At 67.2% G+C, this 23,040-nt stretch carries 21 protein-coding genes; 17 read left to right on the forward strand and 4 right to left on the reverse strand.

What is annotated here, in order from left to right:
• The first annotated feature begins 18 nt into the window (after positions 1–18).
• From AX750_RS14120 to AX750_RS14130, 3 genes are all read left to right on the forward strand, one after another.
• Positions 19–1,206: a CoA transferase gene (locus tag AX750_RS14120; protein WP_066716738.1), complete on the forward strand. Its 1,188-nt coding sequence runs from the start codon at positions 19–21 to the stop codon at positions 1,204–1,206.
• 49 nt (positions 1,207–1,255) lie between these two features.
• On the forward strand, positions 1,256–2,926 hold the full coding sequence (locus AX750_RS14125) for a thiamine pyrophosphate-binding protein (RefSeq protein ID WP_066716741.1): 1,671 nt from the start codon (positions 1,256–1,258) through the stop codon (positions 2,924–2,926).
• 108 nt (positions 2,927–3,034) lie between these two features.
• Positions 3,035–3,535: a hypothetical protein gene (locus AX750_RS14130; RefSeq protein WP_066716744.1), complete on the forward strand. Its 501-nt coding sequence runs from the start codon at positions 3,035–3,037 to the stop codon at positions 3,533–3,535.
• Between the two features lie 15 nt (positions 3,536–3,550).
• On the opposite strand, the gene tal is transcribed toward AX750_RS14130, so the two are convergent.
• On the reverse strand, positions 3,551–4,507 hold the full coding sequence (gene tal / locus AX750_RS14135) for a transaldolase (protein ID WP_066716746.1): 957 nt from the start codon (positions 4,505–4,507) through the stop codon (positions 3,551–3,553).
• 192 nt (positions 4,508–4,699) lie between these two features.
• Between tal and AX750_RS14140 the strand changes: the two genes are divergently transcribed.
• Together AX750_RS14140 and AX750_RS14145 are read left to right on the forward strand one after the other, a co-directional pair.
• On the forward strand, positions 4,700–5,701 hold the full coding sequence (locus tag AX750_RS14140; protein WP_066716748.1) for an ABC transporter substrate-binding protein: 1,002 nt from the start codon (positions 4,700–4,702) through the stop codon (positions 5,699–5,701).
• Entirely contained in the window at positions 5,698–7,443 is a 1,746-nt protein-coding gene (locus AX750_RS14145; RefSeq protein WP_245282398.1) for an iron ABC transporter permease, read from the forward strand. Before AX750_RS14140 ends, AX750_RS14145 begins: the two co-directional genes overlap by 4 nt.
• 40 nt (positions 7,444–7,483) lie before the next feature.
• Here AX750_RS14145 and AX750_RS14150 read toward each other — a convergent pair whose 3' ends face one another.
• Entirely contained in the window at positions 7,484–8,407 is a 924-nt protein-coding gene (locus AX750_RS14150) for a LysR family transcriptional regulator (protein ID WP_066716750.1), read from the reverse strand.
• Between the two features lie 124 nt (positions 8,408–8,531).
• Between AX750_RS14150 and AX750_RS14155 the strand changes: the two genes are divergently transcribed.
• From AX750_RS14155 to AX750_RS14185, 7 genes are all read left to right on the forward strand, one after another.
• Complete coding sequence (locus tag AX750_RS14155) at positions 8,532–10,028, forward strand: CoA-acylating methylmalonate-semialdehyde dehydrogenase (protein ID WP_066716753.1); 1,497 nt, start codon at positions 8,532–8,534, stop codon at positions 10,026–10,028.
• 49 nt (positions 10,029–10,077) lie between these two features.
• Entirely contained in the window at positions 10,078–10,335 is a 258-nt protein-coding gene (locus AX750_RS14160; RefSeq protein WP_066716754.1) for a hypothetical protein, read from the forward strand.
• Positions 10,335–10,739, forward strand: a complete 405-nt coding sequence (locus tag AX750_RS14165) for a type II toxin-antitoxin system VapC family toxin (RefSeq protein WP_066716756.1) — start codon at positions 10,335–10,337, stop codon at positions 10,737–10,739. The genes AX750_RS14160 and AX750_RS14165 overlap by 1 nt, the downstream gene beginning before the upstream one ends.
• A 4-nt stretch (positions 10,740–10,743) precedes the next feature.
• Positions 10,744–11,898, forward strand: a complete 1,155-nt coding sequence (locus AX750_RS14170; RefSeq protein WP_066716758.1) for an isobutyryl-CoA dehydrogenase — start codon at positions 10,744–10,746, stop codon at positions 11,896–11,898.
• A 109-nt stretch (positions 11,899–12,007) separates the two neighbouring features.
• Positions 12,008–12,895, forward strand: coding sequence for a 3-hydroxyisobutyrate dehydrogenase (gene mmsB, locus AX750_RS14175; RefSeq protein ID WP_066716760.1), 888 nt, complete (start codon positions 12,008–12,010; stop codon positions 12,893–12,895).
• A gap of 43 nt (positions 12,896–12,938) precedes the next feature.
• Positions 12,939–13,895: an NAD(+) diphosphatase gene (gene nudC, locus AX750_RS14180; protein ID WP_066716761.1), complete on the forward strand. Its 957-nt coding sequence runs from the start codon at positions 12,939–12,941 to the stop codon at positions 13,893–13,895.
• A gap of 46 nt (positions 13,896–13,941) precedes the next feature.
• Positions 13,942–14,670, forward strand: coding sequence for a hypothetical protein (locus AX750_RS14185; protein ID WP_156446408.1), 729 nt, complete (start codon positions 13,942–13,944; stop codon positions 14,668–14,670).
• A gap of 52 nt (positions 14,671–14,722) precedes the next feature.
• Here the strand turns inward: AX750_RS14185 and AX750_RS14190 are convergent, their stop codons facing one another.
• Together AX750_RS14190 and AX750_RS14195 are read right to left on the reverse strand one after the other, a co-directional pair.
• Entirely contained in the window at positions 14,723–15,577 is an 855-nt protein-coding gene (locus AX750_RS14190; RefSeq protein WP_066716766.1) for a prephenate dehydratase, read from the reverse strand.
• Between the two features lie 18 nt (positions 15,578–15,595).
• Complete coding sequence (locus tag AX750_RS14195) at positions 15,596–16,333, reverse strand: 3-deoxy-manno-octulosonate cytidylyltransferase (protein ID WP_066716769.1); 738 nt, start codon at positions 16,331–16,333, stop codon at positions 15,596–15,598.
• Positions 16,334–16,534: 201 nt separating this feature from the next.
• On the opposite strand from AX750_RS14195, the gene AX750_RS14200 reads away from it, so the two are divergent.
• The 5 genes from AX750_RS14200 (at position 16,535) to AX750_RS14220 (ending at position 23,038) form a co-directional block, all read left to right on the forward strand.
• Positions 16,535–17,074, forward strand: a complete 540-nt coding sequence (locus tag AX750_RS14200; RefSeq protein ID WP_066716771.1) for a cytochrome c family protein — start codon at positions 16,535–16,537, stop codon at positions 17,072–17,074.
• Between the two features lie 192 nt (positions 17,075–17,266).
• Positions 17,267–19,135: an extracellular solute-binding protein gene (locus tag AX750_RS14205; protein ID WP_066716773.1), complete on the forward strand. Its 1,869-nt coding sequence runs from the start codon at positions 17,267–17,269 to the stop codon at positions 19,133–19,135.
• 6 nt (positions 19,136–19,141) lie between these two features.
• Positions 19,142–20,239, forward strand: coding sequence for a microcin C ABC transporter permease YejB (locus AX750_RS14210; RefSeq protein WP_066716777.1), 1,098 nt, complete (start codon positions 19,142–19,144; stop codon positions 20,237–20,239).
• A 1-nt stretch (position 20,240) separates the two neighbouring features.
• Positions 20,241–21,413: an ABC transporter permease gene (locus tag AX750_RS14215; protein WP_066716778.1), complete on the forward strand. Its 1,173-nt coding sequence runs from the start codon at positions 20,241–20,243 to the stop codon at positions 21,411–21,413.
• Positions 21,410–23,038, forward strand: coding sequence for an ABC transporter ATP-binding protein (locus AX750_RS14220; RefSeq protein ID WP_066716781.1), 1,629 nt, complete (start codon positions 21,410–21,412; stop codon positions 23,036–23,038). Before AX750_RS14215 ends, AX750_RS14220 begins: the two co-directional genes overlap by 4 nt.
• The last annotated feature ends 2 nt before the right edge of the window (positions 23,039–23,040 follow it).

The raw sequence follows: 23,040 nt of genomic DNA on the forward strand, positions 1-23,040 counted from the left end.
CGTCGAGCCAAAGGCGCCATGACCGTCACCCCTCCCCTCGCCGGCCTGCGCGTCCTCGAACTCGCGCGTATCCTCGCCGGGCCCTGGATCGGCCAGGTGCTGGCCGATCTCGGCGCCGATGTCGTCAAGGTCGAGGCGCCCGAGGGCGACGACACCCGCAAATGGGGGCCGCCCTTCGTCGAGGGCGCGGGCGAGGAGCATCTCTCGGCCGCCTATTTCCACTCCGCCAATCGCGGCAAGCGCTCGATCACCGCCGATTTCCGGACACCCGAGGGCCAGGCGCTGGTGCGCAGGCTCGCCGCCCATGCCGATGTCGTGGTCGAGAACTTCAAGGTCGGGGGCTTAGAGAAATACGGGCTCGACGCCGCCTCGCTGCGAGCCGCCTATCCGCGACTGATTTACTGCTCGGTCACGGGCTTCGGCCAGACCGGCCCCTATGCGCCGCGCGCGGGCTACGACTTCCTGGTCCAGGGCATGGGCGGGGTGATGTCGCTGACCGGCGAGCCGGAGGGCGCGCCGATGAAGGCGGCCTATGCGACGGCGGATATCTATACCGGGCTCTACGCCACGATCGGCATCCTCTCGGCGCTGCGGCGGCGCGATGCAACCGGCGAGGGCGCGACGCTCGACATGGCGCTGCTCGACAGCCAGATCGCCGTGCTCGGCAACCAGGCACTGAACTATCTCGTCTCGGGCAATCTGCCGCCACGGCTGGGCAACGCGCACCCCAATATCGTGCCCTATGACGTGTTCCCCGTCGCGGACGGGCACATCATCATCGCCACCGGAAATGATGGGCAGTGGCGCAAGCTCTGCGAGGTGTTGGGTGAGGCAGGTCTGGCGGACGACCCGGCCTATGTCGACAACCGCTCGCGGGTGAAGAACCGCGTCGCGCTCACCGAAAGGCTGCATGCCCTTTGCCAGCGCTACACCAAGGCCGACCTGCTGGCGGCGCTGGAGAAGGTCGGTGTCCCGGCCGGCCCGATCAATGCCGTCGACGAGGTCTTCGCCGATCCGCAGGTGGTCGCGCGCGGCGTCCGGGTCGATCTCGCCAGCGCCGAGGCGAAGGGCGGCGCGATTCCCACGGTCGCCTCGCCGATCGTCATGGACGGAGTCCGGCAGGTCTCGCCGCGTCCGAGCCCGCGGCTGGGCGAACATGCCGACGAGGTGTTGAACGACCCGGCCTGGGGCGGGCGCCTCGGATAATGTGACGTACACGGCCCTCGATTTGAGGAGCCGCGAGAGGAATGTGGCTATGGCACTACGCACCGGCGGGCAGATCCTCGTCGACCAACTCCTGATCCATGGCGCGACCGACGCGTTCTGCGTGCCCGGCGAGAGCTATCTCGCCGTGCTCGACGCGCTGCACGACGCCAAGTTGAGGGTCACGATCTGCCGGGCCGAGGGCGGCGCCTGCATGATGGCCGAAGCCGCCGGCAAGCTGACGGGAAAGCCCGGCATCTGCTTCGTCACCCGCGGGCCGGGTGCCACGAACGCCTCGCCGGGCGTCCATATCGCGCATCAGGATTCGACGCCGCTGATCCTCTTCGTCGGCCAGATCGACCGCTCGATGCGCGAGCGCGAGGCCTTCCAGGAGCTCGACTATCGCGCCGTCTTCGGCACCATGACGAAATGGGCGACCGAGATCGACCAGGCCGAGCGCATCCCCGAGATCATCAGCCGCGCCTTCCATGTCGCGACCTCGGGCCGGCCCGGCCCGGTGGTGATCGCGCTGCCCGAGGACATGCTGACCGACGTCGTCGAGGCGGTGGACGCAGAGCCTTACCAGGTCACCGAGACCCACCCTTCCCTGCTGCAGACGATCGACCTGCAGAAGCGGCTCTGGGCGGCGAAGTCGCCCATCGCGATCCTGGGCGGCTCGCGCTGGAACCCTCAGGCGATCGAGCGCTTCCAGCGCTTCGCCGAGCGGTTCGATCTTCCCGTCGCGGTGTCCTTCCGGCGGCAGATGCTGTTCCCGGCCACCCATTCGAATTTTGCTGGCGATCTCGGCATCGGCCCCAATCCGAAGCTGCTGGCGCGGATCAAGGAGAGCGATCTCGTCATCCTCGTCGGCGGGCGGCTCTCGGAGATGCCGAGCCAGTCCTATACCCTCTTCGGCATTCCCAATCCCGGCCGACCGCTGGTTCATGTCCATCCGGATCCGGAGGAGCTGGGACGTGTCTATCGCCCGACGCTGGCGATCAACGCCTCGCCCACCGCTTTCTGCGCCGCGCTGGAGACGGTGCATCCCCCGCAGCAGATCCCCTGGGCCGGTGCGGCGGCTGCGGCGCATGAAGCCTATCTCGGCTGGAGCGAGCAGCCGGCGCCGGTCGCCGGCACGTTCCATCCCGGCGAGATGGTGCGCTGGCTGCGCAACCACCTGCCGGAGGACGCGATCCTCTGCAACGGCGCCGGCAATTACGCGACCTGGGTGCACCGCTTCCACCGCTTCACCAAGTTCGCGACGCAGTTGGCGCCGACCTCGGGCTCGATGGGCTATGGCGTTCCGGCAGCCATCGGCGCCAAGCGGCTCTATCCGGAGCGCACCGTCGTCGCCTTCGCCGGCGATGGCTGCTTCCTGATGAACGGGCAGGACTTCGCCACGGCCGTTCAGTACGATTTGCCGGTCATCGTCATCGTCGTCGACAACGGCATGTACGGCACCATCCGGATGCATCAGGAGCGGGAGTATCCGGGCCGCGTCTCGGCGACGACGCTGAAGAACCCCGATTTCGCCGCCTATGCGCGGGCCTTCGGCGGTCATGGCGAGCGCGTCGAGACGACCGCGGAATTCGGCCCTGCCTTCGAGCGGGCGCAGGCCTCCGGCAAGCCTGCCATCATCCACTGTCTGCTCGATCCCGAGGCGATCACGCCGGCCCGCTCGCTCTCCACCATCCGCGCAGAGGCGCTGGCGGCGAAGCGCTGACCGAACGCTCCGCCTGCCGCGCCAAAAATGTTAACCGCTTCGGTGAACCGGGGCTGAACCTTTTGCGACCATTGCTCGTTGATCAGCCGATTGACGGAGGATGGTGCGATGATGGCGCGGCGAGCGACGATGGTGGGGCTGGTGGCCGTGATCGCGGCGGCGGGAGCGCCGGCGCAGGCGGCCAACATCTTCGAGGAGCTGGGTCGCGCCATCTTCGGTGGCGGTCCGCGCCTGCGCGCAACGCCGATCTATGAATATGACGAGCCGCGACAGGTGCTGCCCCGCCAGAAGGCACCCGAGGTCTCGTCCAAGCCGAAGCCGCCGGTCGTTCAGCTCGATCCATCCTCGGACCCGAACTGGTATCTGAAGGACCCGACCCTGCGGCGCGGCGACATCGTCGTCACCGCGCAGGGCGTGATGGTCTATCAGGGCGGACGCGGCGGCGACGGTCGGCGCAGCGACTTCACCGCCCTCAGCGCCGGCAAGGACAGCAAGGGCTGGAAGGCCCAGCTCGAGACCGCCGCGGCGGGCGGACGCAGCTTCTTCGAGGGCGCCACGGCCCCGCCGAAGCCCGCCATCACCGCGCAGGCCGAAGCGAAAGCCCCCTGATCGACGCGAGACGCCTCAGACGAGGCGCGCGGCGACCAGCTTGCGCAGTGCGCGCAGGTCCTTGACGAAGCCGCGGATGCCCTCCGCCAGCTTTTCTGTCGCCATCGCATCTTCATTGAGTGCGAAGCGGAAAGCCTTCTCGTCGAGATGAAGACGGGCCGGCGCCTCGCGCGGCGTATCGGGAGAGAGTTTGCGCGGCAGCTCGCCGGGCGCGGCGGCGAGTTCATCGAGCAGCCCTGGCCCAATCGTCAGCCGGTCACAACCTGCGAGGGCCTCGATCTCGCCGGTATTGCGGAAGGACGCGCCCATCACGACCGTTTCGATGCCGTGAGCTTTATAGTAGTCGTAGATCGTGCGCACCGACACCACGCCCGGATCGGTCTCGGCCGTGTAGGGACCGCCACCGGCCTTGACGTGCCAGTCGAGGATCCGCCCGACGAAGGGCGAGATCAGAAAGGCCTTGGCGTCAGCGCAGGCGACGGCCTGCGGCAGGCTGAACAGCAGCGTCAAATTGCAGTCGATGCCCTCGGCCTGCAAAACCCTGGCAGACTGGATGCCCTCCCAGGTCGAGGCGATCTTGATCAGGATACGGTCCTTCTCGATCCCCCGCTCCTGATACGCGGCAATGATGGCGCGTGCCTTATCGATCGTCGCCTGCGTGTCGAAGGAGAGATCGGCGTCGACCTCGGTCGAAACCCGACCAGGGACGATCTTCGTCAGCTCGGCGCCGAAGGTCACGGCCAGCCGATCGCAGACGGCATGGACCGTCGATTCTCCCCCGCCAGCCTTCTTGCCCCAGGTCACGGCCTCCTCGACCAGATCGGCATAGGCCGGCGTCTCGACAGCCTTGAGGATCAGGGTCGGATTGGTCGTGCAATCGACGGGCTTCAGCCGGCGGACCGCTTCGATGTCGCCGGTATCGGCAACGACAGTGGTCATCTGGCGAAGCTGGTCGAGCTTTGAGGCAGTCATGTCGGTCCTGTGGAAGGCTGGGCGTGGAGCCCGAAAGTGGGACGGCGAGGTGGAAGGGTCAACCCGGCAACGCGAGCAGCCGCGCCCGCATCCGTGACAGCCGGGCAGATGACGACGCTTTCATGGATATGTCATATGCGCAGACTACCGCCAGCGCAGGCCCCGTTCCGGGCATCCGCAAAGGAGACCACCATGCGCTTCAAGGCGTTCCCCCGCGCCCTTGCCACCGGCCTCTTCGCCAGCCTTTCGGCCGCGTTCCTGCTTGCAGGCCAGGCCGCAGCGGTCGAAGGCAAGCTCGTCCTCTACACGAGCCAGCCCAACACCGACGCCCAGCAGACCATCGACGCCTTCAAGGCCAAGCATCCCAAGGTCGAGATCAGCTTCGTGCGCGACGGGACGCCGCGCGTCATGGCGAAACTGCGGGCCGAGTTCGAGGCGGGCGCGCCCCAGCCCGACCTGCTGCTGATCGCCGACGCGGTCACCATGGAAGGCCTCAAGAAGGAAGACCGCCTGCTGGCGCATGACAAGGCCGACATCTCGGCCTACCCCGCCGGCGTGCACGACAAGGCGAAATTCTGGTTCGCGACCAAACTGATCACCACGGGCATCGTCTACAACACCAAGGCGCCGCTGAAGCCGTCGAGCTGGCTCGACCTGACGAAGCCCGAAGCGAAGAACCTCGTGGCGATGCCGAGCCCCCTCAATTCGGGTGCGGCGATGATCCACACGATCACGCTCAACAGCAACCTGCCGACCGGCTGGGGCTTCTATGAGGCGCTGCAGAAGAATGGCGCCCTTGCTGCCGGCGCCAATGGCGACATCCTCCGCCAGGTCGCCACGGGCGAGAAGCTCTACGGCATGATCGTCGACTTCATGCCGATCCGCGAGAAGGCCAAGGGCGCGCCCGTCGAGTTCGTCTTCCCGAGCGAAGGCGTCTCCGCCGTCAGCGAGCCGGTCGCGATCCTGAAGACCAGCAAGAACCCCGAAGCCGCCAAGGCCTTCGTCGACTTCCTGCTGTCCAAGGAAGGCCAGGAACTCGCCCTCAAGCAGGGCTATGTCGCGGCACATCCCGACGTCGCCCTGCCCGCCGGCTACCCTGCCCGCAGCGCCATCAAGCTGATGCCGTTCGATGCCGCCAAGGCGCTGGCCGACGAGCCCGCCGCCCGCAAGCGCTTCAGCGCGATCTTCGAGTGACGCTCGCCGCCCAGACCGGCTGGCGGGAGGCGCCCGGCCGCCCGTCCTGGCGGCGCCCCGCCCTGCCGGCGGGGCTGGGGCTGCCCGTGCTGGTCGCCGCCATCGCGGTCCTGCTCGGCGGCCTGCCCTTCTTGCGTCTGGCGGGCGCCGCCCTCGCGCCCGGCGGGCAGTTCGCGCCCGCCGACGCCCTCGCCCTGCTCGCCAGCCGCTCCGCGATCAATGCGACACTGCACACGCTCGAGACGGCCGGCCTCTCGGCACTCGGCGCGCTGCTGATCGGCGGCGCGGCGGCGATCCTGCTGAGCGTCACCGACATGCGCGGCAAGAGGCCGATCGCCTTCGCCCTCGTCTTCTCGATGATGATCGCGCCGCAGGTCGCCGCGCTCGCCTTTCTCAGCCTGTTCGCGCCGCAATCACCGATCCTGGCGCTGATCGGCCTCGCCCCGCCTCCGGGCACGCCGAACCCGCTGCTCGGTCGTGGCGGGATCGCGCTGGTCATGGCGCTGCACCACGCCCCGCTCGTCGCCATCACGCTCTGGACCGGGCTGCGCAGCGTGCCTCATTCGCTGATCGAGGCCGCCCAGATGGAGGGCGCGGGACCGGCGACCATCATCGGCCGCGTGCTGCTGCCGGTGCTGCGTCCGCAGATCATCGCCGCGGCGCTGCTCGCCTTCGTGGCCGGCATCGGCAATTTCGGGATTCCCGCGCTGCTCGGCCTGCCGGTGAACTATCTGACGCTGCCGACGCTGATCTACCGGCGCCTGTCGAGCTTCGGTCCGGCCGGCCTGCCGGACGCCGCCGCACTCTCGATCCTCGTCGGGCTGGTCGCGGCGCTGGGCATTGCGGCCGGCATGCTGGCGACGCGGCGGGCCGGCGGCAAGGTCGAGATCGAGCGGCCGCTCGAGCCGTTCTGGACGCTCGGCCGGGCGCGGCCCTTCGTCACCGGCGCGCTATTGCTCCTGCTCGCAGTCAAGCTCGGCCTGCCCTTCCTGGCTCTGCTGGCAGAGGCGCTGACGCCGGCGCTCGGTGTCGCCCTGACCTGGCAGAGCCTGACCTTCGAGAAATTCGCCGAGGTTCTGCTGCGGCAGGACGTGACGATGCGGGCCTTTCGCAACTCCTTCCTCTTCGCCGGCAGCGCCGCGCTGATCCTGGCGCTCGGCTCGATTGCCTTCGCCTATGCTCTGGAGCGGCGGATGGGGAAGCTCCGCCGGATCGTCGAGGCGGTGATCGAGCTGCCCTATGCGCTGCCGGGCGTGGTGCTCGCCATCGCCTGCATCCTGATGTTCCTGAAGCCGCTGCCGCTGCTGGGCGTGAGCATCTACGCCACGCCCTTCATCATCCTCTTCGCCTATCTGGCGCGCTTCCTGCCGCTGGCGCTGAAGGCGCCGCTGGCCGCCATGGCGCAGATCGAGGCGCATCACGAGGATGCCGCAAAGCTCGACGGCGTGACGCTCTGGCAGATGCTGCGCTTCATCGTGGCGCCCATTCTCGCCCCGGCAGCGGTGGTGAGTGCGCTGATGGTGTTCCTCGTCGCCTTCAACGAGCTGACCGTCTCGGCCCTGCTCTGGTCGTCAGGCACCGAAACACTCGGCGTGGTGCTTTTCTCTCTCAAGGAAGCGGGTCTCGCCGGCGAGGCGGCGGCCGTCGCGATCAGCGCGTCCGCGGTGATCCTCGCCGCCATGCTGACGCTCGACCGGCTGGCGAAGCGGTTTCCCGGCAACGTCCTGCCCTGGCGAATCTAGCACGCAGTCGCACTGACGAGCCGCATCGCAGCCCGAGCGGTCAGGCCGGCGACGCCGCCGCCTGTGTCTCGCCCATCAGCAAGGCGCGGTTCGCCTTGGCCTCGCGGACGATGAAATCGACGATCGCCCGGACGCGGGCCACGTCCTTCAGATCGGCATGGACGAGCATCCAGAAGGAGCGCGTGATCGAGACCGTCTCGGGCAGCACCGGCACCAGCCTCGGCTCGTCCGCCGCCATGAAGTGGTGGATCACGCCGATGCCCGCTCCGGAGACGACAGCGTTCATTTGCGCCAGCACGCTCGAACTCTGCACCTGGGCGCGGAGGCCCTTGGCGATTTCGTCGAGATAGTCGAGTTCGGGGGTGAAGATCAGATCGTCGATGTAACCGACGATGCGGTGGGAGAAGAGGTCCTCAGGCTTCGTCACCGTCGGCATGGCGTCGAGATAATCCCGGCTGGCGTAGAGGCCGAGGCGGTAGTCCGAGAGCTTGCGCGCGACGACCTTGCCCTCCTTCGGCGGGGCGAGCGTGATCGCGACATCGGCCTCGCGCTTCGAGAGCGAGAGCAGCCGGGGCATGGCGATGAGCTGGAGTTCGAGGCCGGGATAGACGCCGGCGAGCTTGGCCAGTCGCGGTGCGAGGAAGACCGTGCCGAAGCCGTCCGGCGCGCCGATCCGGACCGTGCCGGCCAGCGCCATGTCGGCGCCGCCGATGTCGCTCTGGATCGCCAGCGCATCGGTTTCCATGTTCTCGGCGCGGACCAGCAGACGCTCGCCATGCGCCGTCAGCGTATAGCCCTGCGGGCGCCGCTCGAAGAGCTTGGCTTTGAGCGATTCCTCCAGCGAGGTGATGCGACGCGAAACGGTGGCGTGATCGGCGCCGAGGCGCCGGGCGGCGGCGGTCAGCCGGCCGGAGCGGGCCACGGCGAGGAAGAAGCGCAGATCATCCCAGTCGAACCGCTCCATCGCCACTCCCCGGTATTTGCTTTTCCGCACGCCGTCGGCCCGGCTTCCGCTATAGCCGTGCGCAAACAGGAATGGTAGGGGAGAGCGGAATTTCGAGCCATCACCATTGGTAGGGGAGGACGCGATGCGTCAGGTCGGGCACTTCATCGGCGGCAAGCATGTCGCCGGCACCTCGGGGCGCAGCGCCGACATCTTCCAGCCGATGGACGGCTCGGTGATCGGCAAGGTCGCGCTGGCCTCGGTCGCCGAGCTGCGCGCCGCTGTCGAGAATGCCGCCGAGGCGCAGCCGAAATGGGCCGCGGTCAACCCGCAGCGCCGCGCCCGCGTGCTGATGAAGTTCCTCGACCTGATCGCGCAGAATAATGACGAACTGGCCGAACTGCTCGCCCGCGAACACGGCAAGACCATTCCCGACGCCAAGGGCGACATCCAGCGCGGCGTCGAGGTCGTCGAGTTCTCGCTCGGCGTGCCGAACCTGATGAAGGGCGAGTTCACCGACGGCGCCGGCCCCGGCATCGACATCTATTCGCTGCGCCAGCCGCTCGGCGTCTGCGCGGGCATCACGCCGTTCAACTTCCCGGCGATGATCCCGCTCTGGAAGCTCGGCCCCGCGATCGCCTGCGGCAACGCCTTCATCCTGAAGCCCTCGGAGCGCGATCCCGGCGTGCCGATGCGCCTCGCCGAGCTGTTCATCGAGGCGGGCGGTCCTCCCGGCATCCTCAACGTCGTCAACGGCGACAAGGAGGCGGTCGACGCCATCCTGGACGACCCCGACATCAAGGCCGTCGGCTTCGTCGGCTCGACGCCGATCGCGGAGTATATCTACGCTCGCGGCTGCGCGGCCGGTAAGCGCGTGCAGTGCTTCGGCGGCGCCAAGAACCACATGATCATCATGCCCGACGCCGATATGGACCAGGCGGTCGATGCGCTGATCGGCGCCGGCTACGGCTCGGCCGGGGAACGCTGCATGGCGATCTCGGTCGCGGTGCCCGTCGGCAAGGCCACGGCCGACGAGCTGGTGAAGCGGCTTATCCCCCGCGTGGAGAGCCTGAAGGTCGGCCCCTCGACGGACGTCACCGCCGATTACGGCCCGGTCGTCACCAAGGCCGCCATGGAGAAGATCAAGAACTACGTCGATATCGGCGTGCAGGAAGGCGCGAAGCTCCTCGTCGACGGCCGCGGCTTCACGATGCAGGGCTATGAGAACGGCTTCTATGTCGGCGGCTGCCTGTTCGACAACGTCACCAAGGACATGCGCATCTACAAGGAGGAGATCTTCGGGCCGGTCCTCTCCGTGCTGCGCGCCGAGAGCTATGACGAGGCGCTGAAGCTCACCAACGACCACGAATACGGCAACGGCACCGCGATCTTCACCCGCGACGGCGACGCGGCACGCGACTTCGCCTCGAAGGTTCAGGTCGGCATGGTCGGCATCAACGTGCCGATCCCGGTGCCGCTGGCCTATTACACCTTCGGTGGCTGGAAGCGCTCGTCCTTCGGCGACCTGAACCAGCACGGCCCGGACTCGATCCGCTTCTACACCAAGACCAAGACGGTGACGGCGCGCTGGCCGAGCGGCATCAAGGACGGCGCGAGCTTCGTCATCCCGACGATGGGTTGAGAACGACCACCTCCCTTGCTATCATCTTTGCTAGCAAGGGAGGTGTGGCATGGGCAATCTGCTGATCCGCGATGTCGAGGAGGCGGTGGTGCGGCGATTGAAGCTCAAGGCCGAACTCAACGGTACATCACTGCAGCACGAAGCCAGCCTCGCGTTGACGCGTGGTGCTCCGCTGACCGGCGCGGATCGGAAGGCTCTGTTCGAGAAGTTCGAGCGCGAACACGGCTTCCCGAAAGTGAACATAAGCGGGGCCGAAATCGTCCGAGAGATCCGCGATGAAGCGGACGATTGGGAACGCGATCTGTGATGATCGTCGACACCAGCGTGCTGTTCGACGCGGTGGTCGATGGCCCTCGCAGTCACACTGCAAGGACGGCCATGGCTGAGGCAGAGACCTTGTTGGCGCCGGACCTGATCCGCATCGAGCTGGCCAATGCATTGACGCGATCGGTCCGGCGCAATGCCGTTACGTCTGAGTTCGCGCGTGCCGCTTACGATTTCGCAGAAGGGCTCGTACCGATCGAACCAAGCGTGCCGGAGGTTTCGCGTGCGCTCGAGTTGTCGCTGGAACTCGTCCATCCGTGCGCAGACTGTCTTTTTTTGGCCTTTTCGGAAAGGCGCGGCGCTCGCCTCGCCACCTCCGATGCGCGGTTCGCGCGCAAGCTCGCTGGCACGGGCTACGCCCGTCTGATCCATCTGATCGAGGCTTGACCCTATGACCGCCTTCGCCCTCTCCGAAGATCAGCTCGCCATTCAGGGCATGGCCACCGCCTTCGCCGCCGAGACGCTGGCGCCCAACGCGATGCGCTGGGACGAGGAGAAGCATTTCCCGGTCGACGAGATGCGCCAGGCGGCGGCGCTCGGCATGGGCGGCATCTACATCGCCGAGGATGTCGGGGGCTCCGGCCTCACGCGGCTCGATGCGGCGCTGATCTTCGAGGCGCTCTCGACCGGCTGCCCGACGGTCGCGGCCTATATCTCGATCCACAACATGTGCGCCTGGATGATCGACCGCTACGGCTCGGCCGAGCAGCGGGCGGCTTTCCTGCCGAAGCTCTGCACGATGGAGCATCTGGCGAGCTACTGCCTGACCGAGCCCGGCGCCGGCTCGGACGCCGCTGCGCTCAAGACGAAGGCGGTCCGCGACGGCGACCACTACATCCTCGACGGCCAGAAGCAGTTCATCTCCGGCGCCGGCGTCTCCGACCTTTATGTCGTGATGGTCCGCACCGGCGAGGCCGGTCCCTCGGGCATCTCGACGCTCGTCGTCGAGAAGGGCACGCCCGGCCTTTCCTTCGGCGCCAACGAGAAGAAGATGGGCTGGAATGCGCAGCCGACGCGGGCCGTGATCTTCGAGAACTGCCGCGTGCCCGTCGCCAACCGGCTGGGACCCGAGGGCATCGGCTTCAAGATCGCCATGGCGGGGCTGGATGGCGGGCGGCTCAACATCGGCGCCTGCTCGCTCGGCGGCGCGCAAGGGGCGCTCGACAGGGCGCTGGCCTATGCGCAGGAGCGCAAGGCCTTCGGCTCGCGCATCGCGGATTTCCAGGCGCTGCAGTTCAAGCTCGCCGACATGGCCACGGAACTGGAGGCCGCGCGCAGCCTGCTCTGGCGGGCTGCAGCGGCGCTCGACGCCAAGACGCCGGACGCCACCAAGCTCTGTGCAATGGCCAAGCGCGTCGCGACCGACACGGGCTTCACCGTCGCCAACGAGGCACTGCAGATCCATGGCGGCTACGGCTATCTCGCCGATTATGGGATCGAGAAGATCGTCCGCGACCTGCGCGTCCACCAGATTCTGGAGGGCACCAACGAGGTGATGCGGATGATCGTGGCGCGCGGGCTCGTCGGCCGGGCCAAGGGGAATTGAGATTCGGCGTCATTCTCTGGCGGAGCGAAGCTCAGATCCGAGAAGCTCCGGCAGGAGATGGTCGGCTCAAGGCCGACCATGACGTCGCAACCAACGGGAGGACACGTTGATGACCAGCATCGCCTTCATCGGCCTCGGCAATATGGGCGGCCCGATGGCCGGGAACCTCGTCAAGGCGGGGCATGAGGTCCGCGCCTTCGATCTGGTCCAGGCGTCGAAGGACGCCGCGGCCGAACTCGGCGTGGCGATCGCAGGATCGGCGCAGGAGGCCGTCGCGGACGCCGATATCGTCGTCACCATGCTGCCGGCGGGCAAGCATGTCCTCTCGGTCTGGGGCGACGTGCTGCCCCGCGTGAAGAGCGGCGCCCTGATCATCGACTGCTCGACCGTGGATGTCGAAAGCGCGCGCAAGGCACATGGGCTGGCCGGCGAGCGCGGCTGCCTCTCGCTCGACGCGCCGGTCTCGGGCGGCACGGGCGGGGCCAAGGGCGGCACGCTGACCTTCATGGTCGGTGGTTCCGAGGAGGCCTTCGCGCTGGGCGAGCCGATCCTGAAGGCCATGGGCCGGCGCATCGTGCATTGCGGCGCCGCCGGCAACGGCCAGGCCGCCAAGATCTGCAACAACATGATCCTCGGCATCTCGATGATCGGCGTGTCGGAAGCCTTCGTCCTGGCGGAGAAGCTTGGCCTGTCGCATCAGGCGCTGTTCGACGTCGCTTCGACCTCGTCGGGCCAGTGCTGGTCGCTGACGACCTATTGCCCGGTGCCCGGCCCGGTGCCGACCTCGCCGGCCAACAACGAGTACAAGCCCGGCTTCGCCTCGGCCCTGATGCTGAAGGACCTCAAGCTCTCGCAGGAGGCCGCCCAGGCGGCCGGCGCCTCGACGCCGCTCGGCGCGGCGGCCACCCAGCTCTACGGGCTCCACAACGCCTGGGGCGAAGGCGGAGCGGACTTCTCCGCCATCGTCCATCTGCTGCGCGGCCGCAGCGCCACATAACCGTGCTTGCGTGGGGGCGGGAGCGGGGTTTAGGACGGAGGGCATGAACGACGCCTCCCGTCCCCGCGAACGCTCGGCCCTCACCGGCTTCGCCGTCAACAAGCTCGACCGGCGCGAGGACCTGCGCAACAACCCCGACGCCGTCAACGCGCTGCGCCACCGCTCGGACACGCGCATCGCGGTCGTCGCCGGCGAGACGCCGATCCTGAAGAAGCTCGACGGCGAGGCGCTCTCGATCTGGTTCACCCATGGCGAGACGCAGTCCCTCGGCGACGGGCTGGAGGAGGCCTTCCTCGGCCTGGCGCCCGATGGCGCCCCGCGCTTCGGGCGGCTGCTGGACCGGTCCCAGGCGGAGGTGCTGCGGGCACGGCCGGAGCTCGTGGTCAGCGATCTGCGCTCGGTCGCGCTGAAGCGGCTGGTTCCGGAGGACGAGGTCGGCCCGCTCGGCCAGGCCAAGGCGCTGCTGGACTGGCATGCGCGCCACCGCTGCTGCGCCCAGTGCGGCGGACCGACCCAACTCGGCGCGTCGGGCTGGAAGCGCGAATGCAGCGCCTGCGGCGCCCAGCACTTCCCACGCACCGACCCGGTCGTGATCATGCTGGTGACGCGCGGCGAGACCTGCCTGCTGGCGCGCCAGGCGCGTTTCGCACCGGGGATGTATTCCTGCATCGCCGGCTTCGTCGAACCGGGCGAGACCTTCGAGGATGCGGTGCGCCGCGAAAGCTGGGAGGAGGCCGGCCTGCGCGTCGGCACCGTCCGCTACATCGCCTCACAGCCCTGGCCCTTCCCCTCCTCGCTGATGATCGGCTGCATCGCGGAGGCGCTGAACGACGAGATCGTCCTCGACATGACCGAGCTCGAGGCCGGGCGCTGGTTCACCCGCGACGAGGCGCTGGCGATGCTGGAGGGCACCCATCCCGAGGGCTTCACCAGCCCGCAGCATCTCGCCATCGCCAACACGCTGCTGCGAGCCTGGGCGGTCGAGGGTGAGACGGCTTGATCAGGAGCGATCGGTAGAGCGCCTTCTCAGCAGGGATCATAGGTCAGTGAAGCGCTGCTATTCTTGCCTGGCGTTGTTGATCCTGTCGCCGGCACTCCTGTTACTCGGCTATTATGCCATCTACAGCCGCGAATTTGCGTATCGCATCTCGCTTACGGTCGAAACCCCGGCGGGACTCCGCCAAGGCTCGAGCGTCATTCGCGTCTTCTTTGGGCCGAGTTTCGGCTGGTCGTCACGCGGAATCAGTTCGAGGGGAGAGGCAACCTTTATCGATCTCGGCGAGGGCAAGAACCTTGTCGCGCTTCTGGCACAAGGCCCGCGCGGCGACGCGGGCAATCTGCAGACGCTCGTGTCGCAGGCCTTTTTCGGCCTGAGTCCGCAGGGTTATCTCAAGCGAGCTCCGATCGAGGTCGCAGAGTTACCTATCGGCACGCGCGTTGCGCTGGTGGGTGAGACCATTCCCACGTTGGTGACCTTTTCCGATCTTGCAGACCCGAACAGCGCCAAGGTCATCGCGCCGCACGGATTCGAAGCTGTCTGCGGTTCCGGCTACGCGCTCAAGAGCGCAAGCATCGAGACCGTCGCGCCCGGCATCTGGCCATTCAACCTGCTGCCGATGCCGTGGCCGAAGTGGTTGTTCGGCGAAACGATCACGCGGGGAATCGAAAAGCAGTTGCCGTTTCTCGTCGCGCGTCGGGAAGAATTGCGAAACGTGTCCGCTGACAGACCGGGATTCAGGCCGTATTTTCATTCTTTCGTTCGGGAGAGTTTCTGATGGCCATGTCCAGAGAACTGCTCTGCCCTCGGCCACGACAACCGCCCTGCCCTCACTCCGCGGCCTCGGCGAAGTTCTCGCGCAGGGGGCTCGCCGGGTAGACGCCGAGAATCTTCACCTCCTTCGAGAAGAAGGCGAGTTCGTCGAGCGCGCGGCGCAGGGCGGGATCCTCCGGGTGACCCTCGACATCGGCATAGAACATCGTCGCCGAGAACTGGCCGTCGACCATGTAGCTCTCGAGCTTGGTCATGTTGATGCCGTTGGTGGCAAAGCCGCCCATCGCCTTGTAGAGCGCGGCCGGCAGGTTGCGGACCTGGAAGATCAGTGTCGTCACCGTCTTCGCGGCGCCCTGGCGGGTGAACTCCGGATATTTCGAGAGGATGACGAAGCGCGTGGTGTTGTGCTTCTCGTCCTCGATGTCCTCCATCAGGATCTCGAGGCCGTAGACTTCGGCCGCGATGCGCGGCGCGATTGCCGCCCGGGTGACGTCCGCCGCCTCCGCCACCTGCCGGGCGGAGCCTGCGGTGTCGGCCGCGACCTCGGCCTTGAGACCGAGCTTGCGGATGATCTTGCGGCACTGGCCGAGCGCGTGAATGTGGCTCTGCACCCGCGTCAGCGTCGCCAGGGTCGCGCCCTTCACCGCCATCAGATGGAAGCGGATCGGCAGGAAATGCTCGCCGATGATGTGCAGCCCCGAGCGCGGCAGCAGGTGATGAATGTCGGCGACGCGGCCGGCGATCGAGTTCTCGATCGGGATCATGCCGTAGCGCGCGGTGCCGTCGGAGACCGCCGCGAGCGCATCCTCGAAGGTGGCGCAGGGCAGAAGCTCGCAATCCGGAAAGACCTGCAGGGCGGCCTGGGAGGAGAAGGCGCCGGGCTCGCCCTGGTAGGAAACGATGATGGTCATGAATGCGGCTCTCGGACTTCAGGCGCTGGTCTTCAGGACCGCGCGGGCGCGATCGAGGTCGGGGGGTGTGTCGACGCCGCGGGGGACGTGGTCGATGATCATGGCGTCGATGCGCATGCCGTCCTCGAGCGCGCGCAGTTGCTCGAGGCTCTCGCGTTTCTCGAGCGTCGATTGCGGCAGGCTGACGAATCGGTCGAGCGCGCGGCGGCGATAGGCGTAGATGCCGACATGGTGGTAGAGCGGGCCCTCGCCATAGGGTGCCGTGGCGCGGGTGAAATAGAGCGCCCGCAGGCGGCCCGGTGCCACGGGGCTGCCGATCATCTTGACGACGCTGGGGGCGGTTTTTTCCTCCTCGTCGGTGATCAGCCCGACGAGCGTGGCGATCTGCACCGCCGGATCCGCCAACGGCGTGATCGAGGCGGCGATCGCGATGGGATCCAGCGTGGGGAAATCGCCCTGGACGTTGACGATGACGTCGTGGAGGCCGTTGGGATCGAGGATGTCGGCCGCCTCCTTGATGCGGTCCGAGCCCGAGGGGTGCTCGGCGCTGGTCATCACCGCGACGCCGCCCGCGGCCTCGACTGCGGCCTTGATGTCGTCCGAGTCGGTCGCGACCGCGACGGGGCCGATGCCGGCCGCGACGGCGCGGCGCCAGACGCGAACGATCATCGGCTCGCCATGGATGTCGGCCAGCGGCTTGCCGGGCAGGCGCGTCGCTCGAAGGCGCGCAGGGATCAGGATCAGCGGGTCCGACATGATGGCTGGCAGGGCTCGGTAGCGGCGGCGCACAGGCGGCGCGCGAGGCGTCAAAAGGTCTCAAAGCGGAGCGTGCTTATACGAGTTGCAATGAGGCGCGCAAAGCGGTTAAGCAACGCGCGGGTGTCGGCCCTTCCGGGTCCGCACGACGCTGTCTTGCTTCCCGTGCCGGGCGCACGGGCGGCCGAGGGTTCGGATACGATGGATATCGAAACCAACAAGATCGCCGGTGCCGTTCTCTCGACGCTGCTCGTGGTGATGGGCCTCAACATGACGGCCGGCATCGTGTTCGCGCCGAAGAAGCCCGCCGTTCCCGGCTACGACCTGCCGAGCGACGAGCCTGTGGCCGCCGCTGCTGGGCCGGCCGCCGCGGCCGAGGAGCCGATCGCGGTTCGCCTCGCGAAGGCCGACGTCGCCCGCGGCGAGAAGGCCGTCGGCGCTTGCAAGGCCTGCCACACCTTCGAGAAGGGCGGCGCCAACAAGATCGGCCCGCATCTCTACGACGTCTATGGTCGCAACAAGGGCGCCGTCGACGGTTTTGCCTATTCGGCGGCGATGAAGGGCAAGTCGGCCGAGAAGTGGGAGGCCGATCAGCTTGACGGGTTCCTGAAGAACCCGAAAGCCTACATGCCTGGCACCATCATGGCCTTCGCAGGCGTGAGCCGCCCCGACACCCGCGCCGACATGGTGGCGTATCTGAATTCGCTGGCCGACGCGCCGAAGCCGCTGCCCAAGCCCTGAGCCGCAGCCGGCCTCCGATCACACTTCATTGAAGCCGGGCGCTGCGCCCGGCTTTTTTGTTGCGGCCCCGACGCTTGCCCCGGTCACGGTGTTGCCGCCACGATGATGTGCGATGTTGCACCTGCCGGCAGAGCGGGCCAGATGACAGCGGGCGATTCGGATGCCCCGCCATCGACGAGGAGACGCGACACGATGACGATCCGCATGACGCGCCGCCGGGTCCTGAAAGGGGCCGCGCTCCTCGCCGGCGGAACGGCGCTGCCCGGCCTGGTTGGGCGCGCCACAGCGCAGGCCACCGAAACGCACGGCCTCTCGACCTTCGGCGAACTCGGGCTGCCCGCCGATTTTCCGCATTTCCCCTATGTGAACCCGAAGGCGCCCAAGGGCGGCACGCTAACCGTCCAGATCAAGCGAGCGAGCGGCAACCAGAGCTTCGACACCTTCAACACGCTCAACACCTTCGTGCTGCAGGGCGACGGCGCCGCCGGTATGGATGCCTGCTTCGACAGCCTGATGGCCGGCTCCGGCGACGAGCCGGGCACGCTCTACGGCCTGCTGGCGAAGAGCGTTTCGGTGTCGGCCGACCGGCTGACCTACCGGTTCCGCCTGAGGCCGGAGGCGCGCTTCCACGACGGCAGCCGCGTCACGGCGCGCGATGTCGCCTTCAGCATGAACCTGCTGAAGAGCAAGGGGCACCCTTCCTACCGGCTGATGCTGAACGAGCTGGCCTCAGCCCAGGCGGAGAGCGACGAGATTTTCGTCGCCCAACTGACGCCGAAGCGCAGCCGCGACCTGCATCTGGTCGTTGCCGGCCTGCCGGTCTTCTCGGAAAAATACTGGTCCACCCGCAATTTCGAGGCCTCGACGCTGGAGGCGCCGCTGGGCTCAGGTCCCTATCGCGTGGGACGCTTCGAGCAGGGCCGCTTCATCGAGTTCGAGCGCGTGGCCGACTACTGGGGGCGCGATCTTCCGGTGAATGTCGGAGTGAACAATTTCGACAGGGTGCGCTGGGAGTATTTCCGCGACCGGCAGGTGGCGTTCGAGGCCTTCAAGAGCGGCATCATCACCTTCCAGGAGGAGTTCACCTCCCGCATCTGGGCGACCGGCTACGACTTCCCGGCTTTGCACGAGGGCAAGGTGAAGAAGGAGGCGCTGCCGAAGACGGACCCGACCGGCTCCCAGGGCTGGATCTTCAACCTGCGCCGCGAGAAATTCGCCGATCCCCGTATCCGCGAGGCGCTTGGTCTGTGCTTCGACTTCGAATGGACGAATAGGAACATCATGTTCTCGTCCTTCTCGCGGATGACGTCCTATTTCGAGAACTCGGATTCGAAGGCGACCGGCCTGCCCTCGCCGGCGGAGCTCAAGCTGCTCGAGCCCTTCCGCGGCAAGGTGCCCGAAGAAGTCTTCGGTGAGCCCTTCCTGCCGCCGGTCTCGGACGGCTCCGGCAGCGACCGCGCCCTGCTGCGCCGCGCCGACGAGATGTTCCGCGCGGCCGGCTGCAAGCGCGACGGCAATGTGCTGAAGCTGCCGAACGGCCAGCCTTTCGAGATCGAGTTCCTCGATTCGCAAGGGGCGCTGCAGCCCCATACGCAGCCCTTCCAGGCCAATCTGAAGCGGCTCGGCATCAGCGCCACGTCGCGCATCGTCGACGCGGCCCAGTATCAGCGCCGGCTCGACGAGTTCGACTTCGACATCATCAGCCGCGCGCTCGGCGGCAGTGCGATCCCGAGCGATTCCTTGCGCATCGTCTATGGCTCGGAGGCGGCCAGGACCCGCGGCTCGCGCAATGTCGGCGGCGTCAGCCACCCCGCCATCGACGCGATGATCGAGGCGATCGGCCAGGCCGACAGCTATGCCGAGGTCATCATCGCGGCCAAATGCCTCGACCGGATCCTGCGCGCCGGGCGCTACTGGATTCCGATGTGGTGGAACCCGACGGAGTGGCTGGCCTATTGGGACATGTTCGAGCGACCACAGACCAAGCCGAAATACGGCTCGGGCGCGCCGGCGATCTGGTGGTACGACGCCGACAAGGCGAAGCGGATCGGGAAGGCCTGAGCCGGCATGCTGAGCTACATCGCGCGCCGCATCGCCCTGATGGTGCCGACCCTGTTCGGCATCCTGCTGATCTCCTTCGTGATCGTGCAGTTCGCCCCCGGCGGGCCGGTGGAACGGGTCATCTCGCAGTTGCAGAACCCCAACAGCGGCGGGGCGGCGGATCGCGTCGGCGGTGGATCGGGTGGGGATGCGGGAGCCCAGGCTGCGGGCGACGCCGGCTCCGCCTATCGCGGGGCGCAGGGCCTCGACCCCGCCTTCATCAAGGAGCTGGAGAAGCAGTTCGGCTTCGACAAGCCGGCGCATGAGCGCTTCCTGAAGATGCTCGGCGACTATGTGCGCTTCGATTTCGGCCGCAGTTATTTCCGCGACGCGCCTGTGCTGCAGTTGATCAAGGAGAAGCTGCCGGTCTCGATCTCGCTGGGCCTCTGGATGACGCTTCTGTCCTATGCGATCTCCATCCCGCTGGGCATCCGCAAGGCGGTGAAGGACGGCTCGCGCTTCGACACCTGGACGAGCGCCGTCGTCATCGTCGGCTATGCCATCCCCGGCTTCCTCTTCGCGATCCTGCTGATCGTGCTCTTCGCCGGCGGGTCGTTCTGGCAGATTTTCCCGCTGCGCGGACTCACCTCCGACAACTTCTCGCAGCTCAGCCTGTTTGGAAAGATCGCGGATTATCTCTGGCACATCGCCCTGCCGGTGACGGCGATGGCGCTCGGGGCCTTTGCGACCTCCACGCTGTTGACCAAGAACTCGTTCCTCGACGAGATCCGCAAGCAATACGTCCTGACGGCGCGGATGAAGGGGCTGTCCGAGCGCGGCGTGCTTTATGGCCATGTCTTCCGCAACGCGATGCTGATCGTGATCGCCGGTTTCCCCGGCGCCTTCGTCGGTGCGCTCTTCGCCGGCTCACTCCTGATCGAGACGATCTTCTCGCTCGACGGGCTCGGGCTCCTCTCCTTCGAGGCGATCGTCAACCGCGACTACCCGGTGGTCTTCGCCAATCTCTACATCTTCTCGCTGATCGGCCTCGTCGTGCATCTCATCACCGACCTGACCTACACCTGGGTCGATCCCCGCATCGATTTCGAGACGCGGGAGACGTGAGATGAGCGACACGCTGATCGCCCCGCCGGCCGCCCTGCGTGCGGAGACGCCGCTGGCCCCGGCCGAAGCCGCCCAGGGCTGGCTCAAGCTCTCGCCGATCAACCGGCGCCGGCTCAATAACTTCAAGGCCAACCGGCGCGGCTGGTGGTCGCTCTGGATCTTCCTGACGCTGTTCGTGCTATCGCTCTTTGCCGAGTTCCTGGCCAACGACCGGCCGCTCATCGTGCGCTACAAGGGCGAGTGGCTGTTCCCCGTCGCGGTAAACTACCCGGAGGAGAAGTTCGGCGGGTTCCTGGCCACGACGGATTACCGGGATCCGGTAATCGCCAAGGAGATCGACGCCAACGGCTTCTCGGTCTGGCCACCGATCCGCTACAGCTATCGCACGCATAATCTCGACCTTCCGGTGCCGGCCCCGGCGCCGCCGACCTGGATGCTCAAGGACGAGCAGTGCAAGGGCATCGCCGAGCGGACCGGCGGGACGGGCTGCCGCGATCTCGAATGGAACTGGCTCGGCACCGACGACCAGGGCCGCGACGTCGTCGCCCGGCTGATCTACGGCTTCCGCATCTCCATCCTGTTCGGGCTGATCCTGTGTGGGATCTCCTCGGTGATCGGCATCGCCGCGGGCGCCATCCAGGGCTATTTCGGCGGCTGGACCGATCTCATCTTCCAGCGCGTGATCGAGATCTGGACGTCGATCCCGGCGCTCTACCTGCTGATCATCGTCGCCGCGATCATCACGCCGAGCTTCTTCGTGCTGCTCGGCATCCTGCTCCTGTTCTCCTGGGTCGCGCTGGTCGGCGTTGTCCGGGCCGAGTTCCTGAGGGCGCGCAATTTCGAGTATGTCCGCGCGGCACGGGCGCTCGGGCTCTCCGACCGCGCCATCATGGTCAAGCATCTGCTGCCCAATGCGATGGTCGCGACCCTCACCTTCCTGCCCTTCATCCTGAACGGCTCGATCACGACCCTGACCTCGCTCGACTTCCTCGGCTTCGGCCTGCCGCCGGGCTCGCCCTCGCTCGGAGAACTTCTGGCGCAGGGCAAATCCAACCTGCAGGCGCCGTGGCTCGGTCTCTCCGGCTTCGTCGTCATCGCGCTGATGCTCTCGCTGCTGATCTTCATCGGCGAGGCGGTGCGGGATGCGTTCGACCCGCGGAAGACGTTCGCATGAGCGCCCCCCTCCTCTCCGTCCAGGATCTCTCCGTCGCCTTCCGTCAGGGCGGGCGCGAGACGCTCGCGGTCGACCGGGTGTCCTTCGATCTCGCCAAGGGCGAGACGCTCGCCATCGTCGGCGAGTCGGGCTCCGGCAAATCGGTCTCGGCGCTGTCGATCCTGAAGCTGTTGAACTATCCGGCGGCGCATCATCCCTTCGGAAAGGTGATGTTCGACGGCCAGGACCTCATCGCCGCCGACGAGGACGCGATGCGCAAGGTCCGCGGGAACGACATCACCATGGTGTTCCAGGAGCCGATGACCTCGCTCAACCCGCTGCACACGATCGAGCGGCAGATCGGCGAGATCCTCGAGCTTCACAAGGGTCTGCGAGGCGAGGCTGCGCGGGCGCGTACGCTGGAACTGCTGGAACTGGTCGGCATCCGCGACGCGAAGAGCCGGCTCGACGCCTATCCGCACCAGCTTTCCGGCGGCCAGCGCCAGCGCGTGATGATCGCGATGGCGCTCGCCAACGAGCCGCATCTCCTGATCGCCGACGAGCCGACCACAGCGCTCGACGTCACCGTGCAGGCGCAGATCCTGAAGCTGCTCAAGGACCTGCAGACGCGGCTCGGCATGGCGATGCTGTTCATCACCCATGATCTCGGCATCGTCCGCCGCATCGCCGACCGTGTCTGCGTGATGCTGAAGGGGCAGATCGTCGAGCAGGGGCCAGTGGCCGAGATCTTCGGCAACCCGCAGCACGCCTACACACAACGCCTGATCGCGGCCGAGCCGACCGGGCGCCCCGACCCTGTCGCGGACGATGCTGCCACACTGGTCGAGGCCGGGCCGATCAAGGTCTGGTTCCCGATTAAGAGCGGCTTCCTCCGCCGGACCACCGGGCATGTGAAGGCAGTCGACGGCATCTCGGTGAGCGTGCGCGAAGGCGAGACGCTCGGCGTCGTCGGGGAATCAGGTTCGGGCAAGACGACGCTCGGCCTCGCCATCCTGCGGCTGATCTCGTCGGAGGGGCCGATCCTCTTCCTCGGCGACCGGATCGATGGGCTTTCGGCTTCCCAGGTCCGACCGAAGCGGAAGGACCTGCAGGTTGTCTTTCAGGATCCCTATGGCTCGCTGTCGCCGCGCATGTCGGTGGCCGAGATTGTCGCCGAGGGGCTGACCGTCCAGGCGAAGCAGCAGAGCTATGCGCAGCGGCGCGAGGTGGTGGCGCAGGCCCTGAGCGATGTCGGGCTCGATCCCTCCGCGATGGACCGCTACCCGCACGAGTTCTCAGGCGGTCAGCGTCAGCGCATCGCGATCGCCCGGGCCATGGCGCTCGATCCGAAATTCGTCGTGCTGGACGAGCCAACCTCGGCACTCGACATGTCGGTTCAGGTGCAGATCGTCGCGCTGCTGCGTGAACTTCAGGCGAGGCGCAAGCTGGGCTATCTCTTCATCAGCCACGACCTCAAGGTCGTCCGCGCGATGGCCCATCGCGTGCTGGTGATGCAGAACGGCAAGGTCGTCGAGGAGGGTCCGGCCGAGGAGATCTTCTCCCGGCCCCGCGAGGCCTACACCCAGGCCCTGCTTGCCGCGGCACTCAATCTCGAACCCGCCGGCGCTGCCGCCGTGAGGGACTGAGC

Origin of the sequence: Methylobacterium sp. CCH7-A2 (genome assembly GCF_001557075.1) — a bacterium.
GTDB lineage: Bacteria > Pseudomonadota > Alphaproteobacteria > Rhizobiales > Beijerinckiaceae > Allobosea > Allobosea massiliensis.

Excerpts from the sequence above, each read along its gene's own strand:
- AX750_RS14120 (WP_066716738.1), top strand. The coding sequence starts at position 19 with ATGACCGTCACCCCTCCCCTCGCCGGCCTGCGCGTCCTCGAACTCGCG.
- AX750_RS14125 (WP_066716741.1), top strand. The coding sequence starts at position 1,256 with ATGGCACTACGCACCGGCGGGCAGATCCTCGTCGACCAACTCCTGATC.
- AX750_RS14130 (WP_066716744.1), top strand. The coding sequence starts at position 3,035 with ATGATGGCGCGGCGAGCGACGATGGTGGGGCTGGTGGCCGTGATCGCG.
- tal (WP_066716746.1), bottom strand. The coding sequence starts at position 4,507 with ATGACTGCCTCAAAGCTCGACCAGCTTCGCCAGATGACCACTGTCGTT.
- AX750_RS14140 (WP_066716748.1), top strand. The coding sequence starts at position 4,700 with ATGCGCTTCAAGGCGTTCCCCCGCGCCCTTGCCACCGGCCTCTTCGCC.
- AX750_RS14150 (WP_066716750.1), bottom strand. The coding sequence starts at position 8,407 with ATGGAGCGGTTCGACTGGGATGATCTGCGCTTCTTCCTCGCCGTGGCC.
- AX750_RS14155 (WP_066716753.1), top strand. The coding sequence starts at position 8,532 with ATGCGTCAGGTCGGGCACTTCATCGGCGGCAAGCATGTCGCCGGCACC.
- AX750_RS14160 (WP_066716754.1), top strand. The coding sequence starts at position 10,078 with ATGGGCAATCTGCTGATCCGCGATGTCGAGGAGGCGGTGGTGCGGCGA.
- AX750_RS14165 (WP_066716756.1), top strand. The coding sequence starts at position 10,335 with ATGATCGTCGACACCAGCGTGCTGTTCGACGCGGTGGTCGATGGCCCT.
- AX750_RS14170 (WP_066716758.1), top strand. The coding sequence starts at position 10,744 with ATGACCGCCTTCGCCCTCTCCGAAGATCAGCTCGCCATTCAGGGCATG.
- mmsB (WP_066716760.1), top strand. The coding sequence starts at position 12,008 with ATGACCAGCATCGCCTTCATCGGCCTCGGCAATATGGGCGGCCCGATG.
- nudC (WP_066716761.1), top strand. The coding sequence starts at position 12,939 with ATGAACGACGCCTCCCGTCCCCGCGAACGCTCGGCCCTCACCGGCTTC.
- AX750_RS14190 (WP_066716766.1), bottom strand. The coding sequence starts at position 15,577 with ATGACCATCATCGTTTCCTACCAGGGCGAGCCCGGCGCCTTCTCCTCC.
- AX750_RS14195 (WP_066716769.1), bottom strand. The coding sequence starts at position 16,333 with ATGTCGGACCCGCTGATCCTGATCCCTGCGCGCCTTCGAGCGACGCGC.
- AX750_RS14200 (WP_066716771.1), top strand. The coding sequence starts at position 16,535 with ATGGATATCGAAACCAACAAGATCGCCGGTGCCGTTCTCTCGACGCTG.
- AX750_RS14205 (WP_066716773.1), top strand. The coding sequence starts at position 17,267 with ATGACGATCCGCATGACGCGCCGCCGGGTCCTGAAAGGGGCCGCGCTC.
- AX750_RS14210 (WP_066716777.1), top strand. The coding sequence starts at position 19,142 with ATGCTGAGCTACATCGCGCGCCGCATCGCCCTGATGGTGCCGACCCTG.
- AX750_RS14215 (WP_066716778.1), top strand. The coding sequence starts at position 20,241 with ATGAGCGACACGCTGATCGCCCCGCCGGCCGCCCTGCGTGCGGAGACG.
- AX750_RS14220 (WP_066716781.1), top strand. The coding sequence starts at position 21,410 with ATGAGCGCCCCCCTCCTCTCCGTCCAGGATCTCTCCGTCGCCTTCCGT.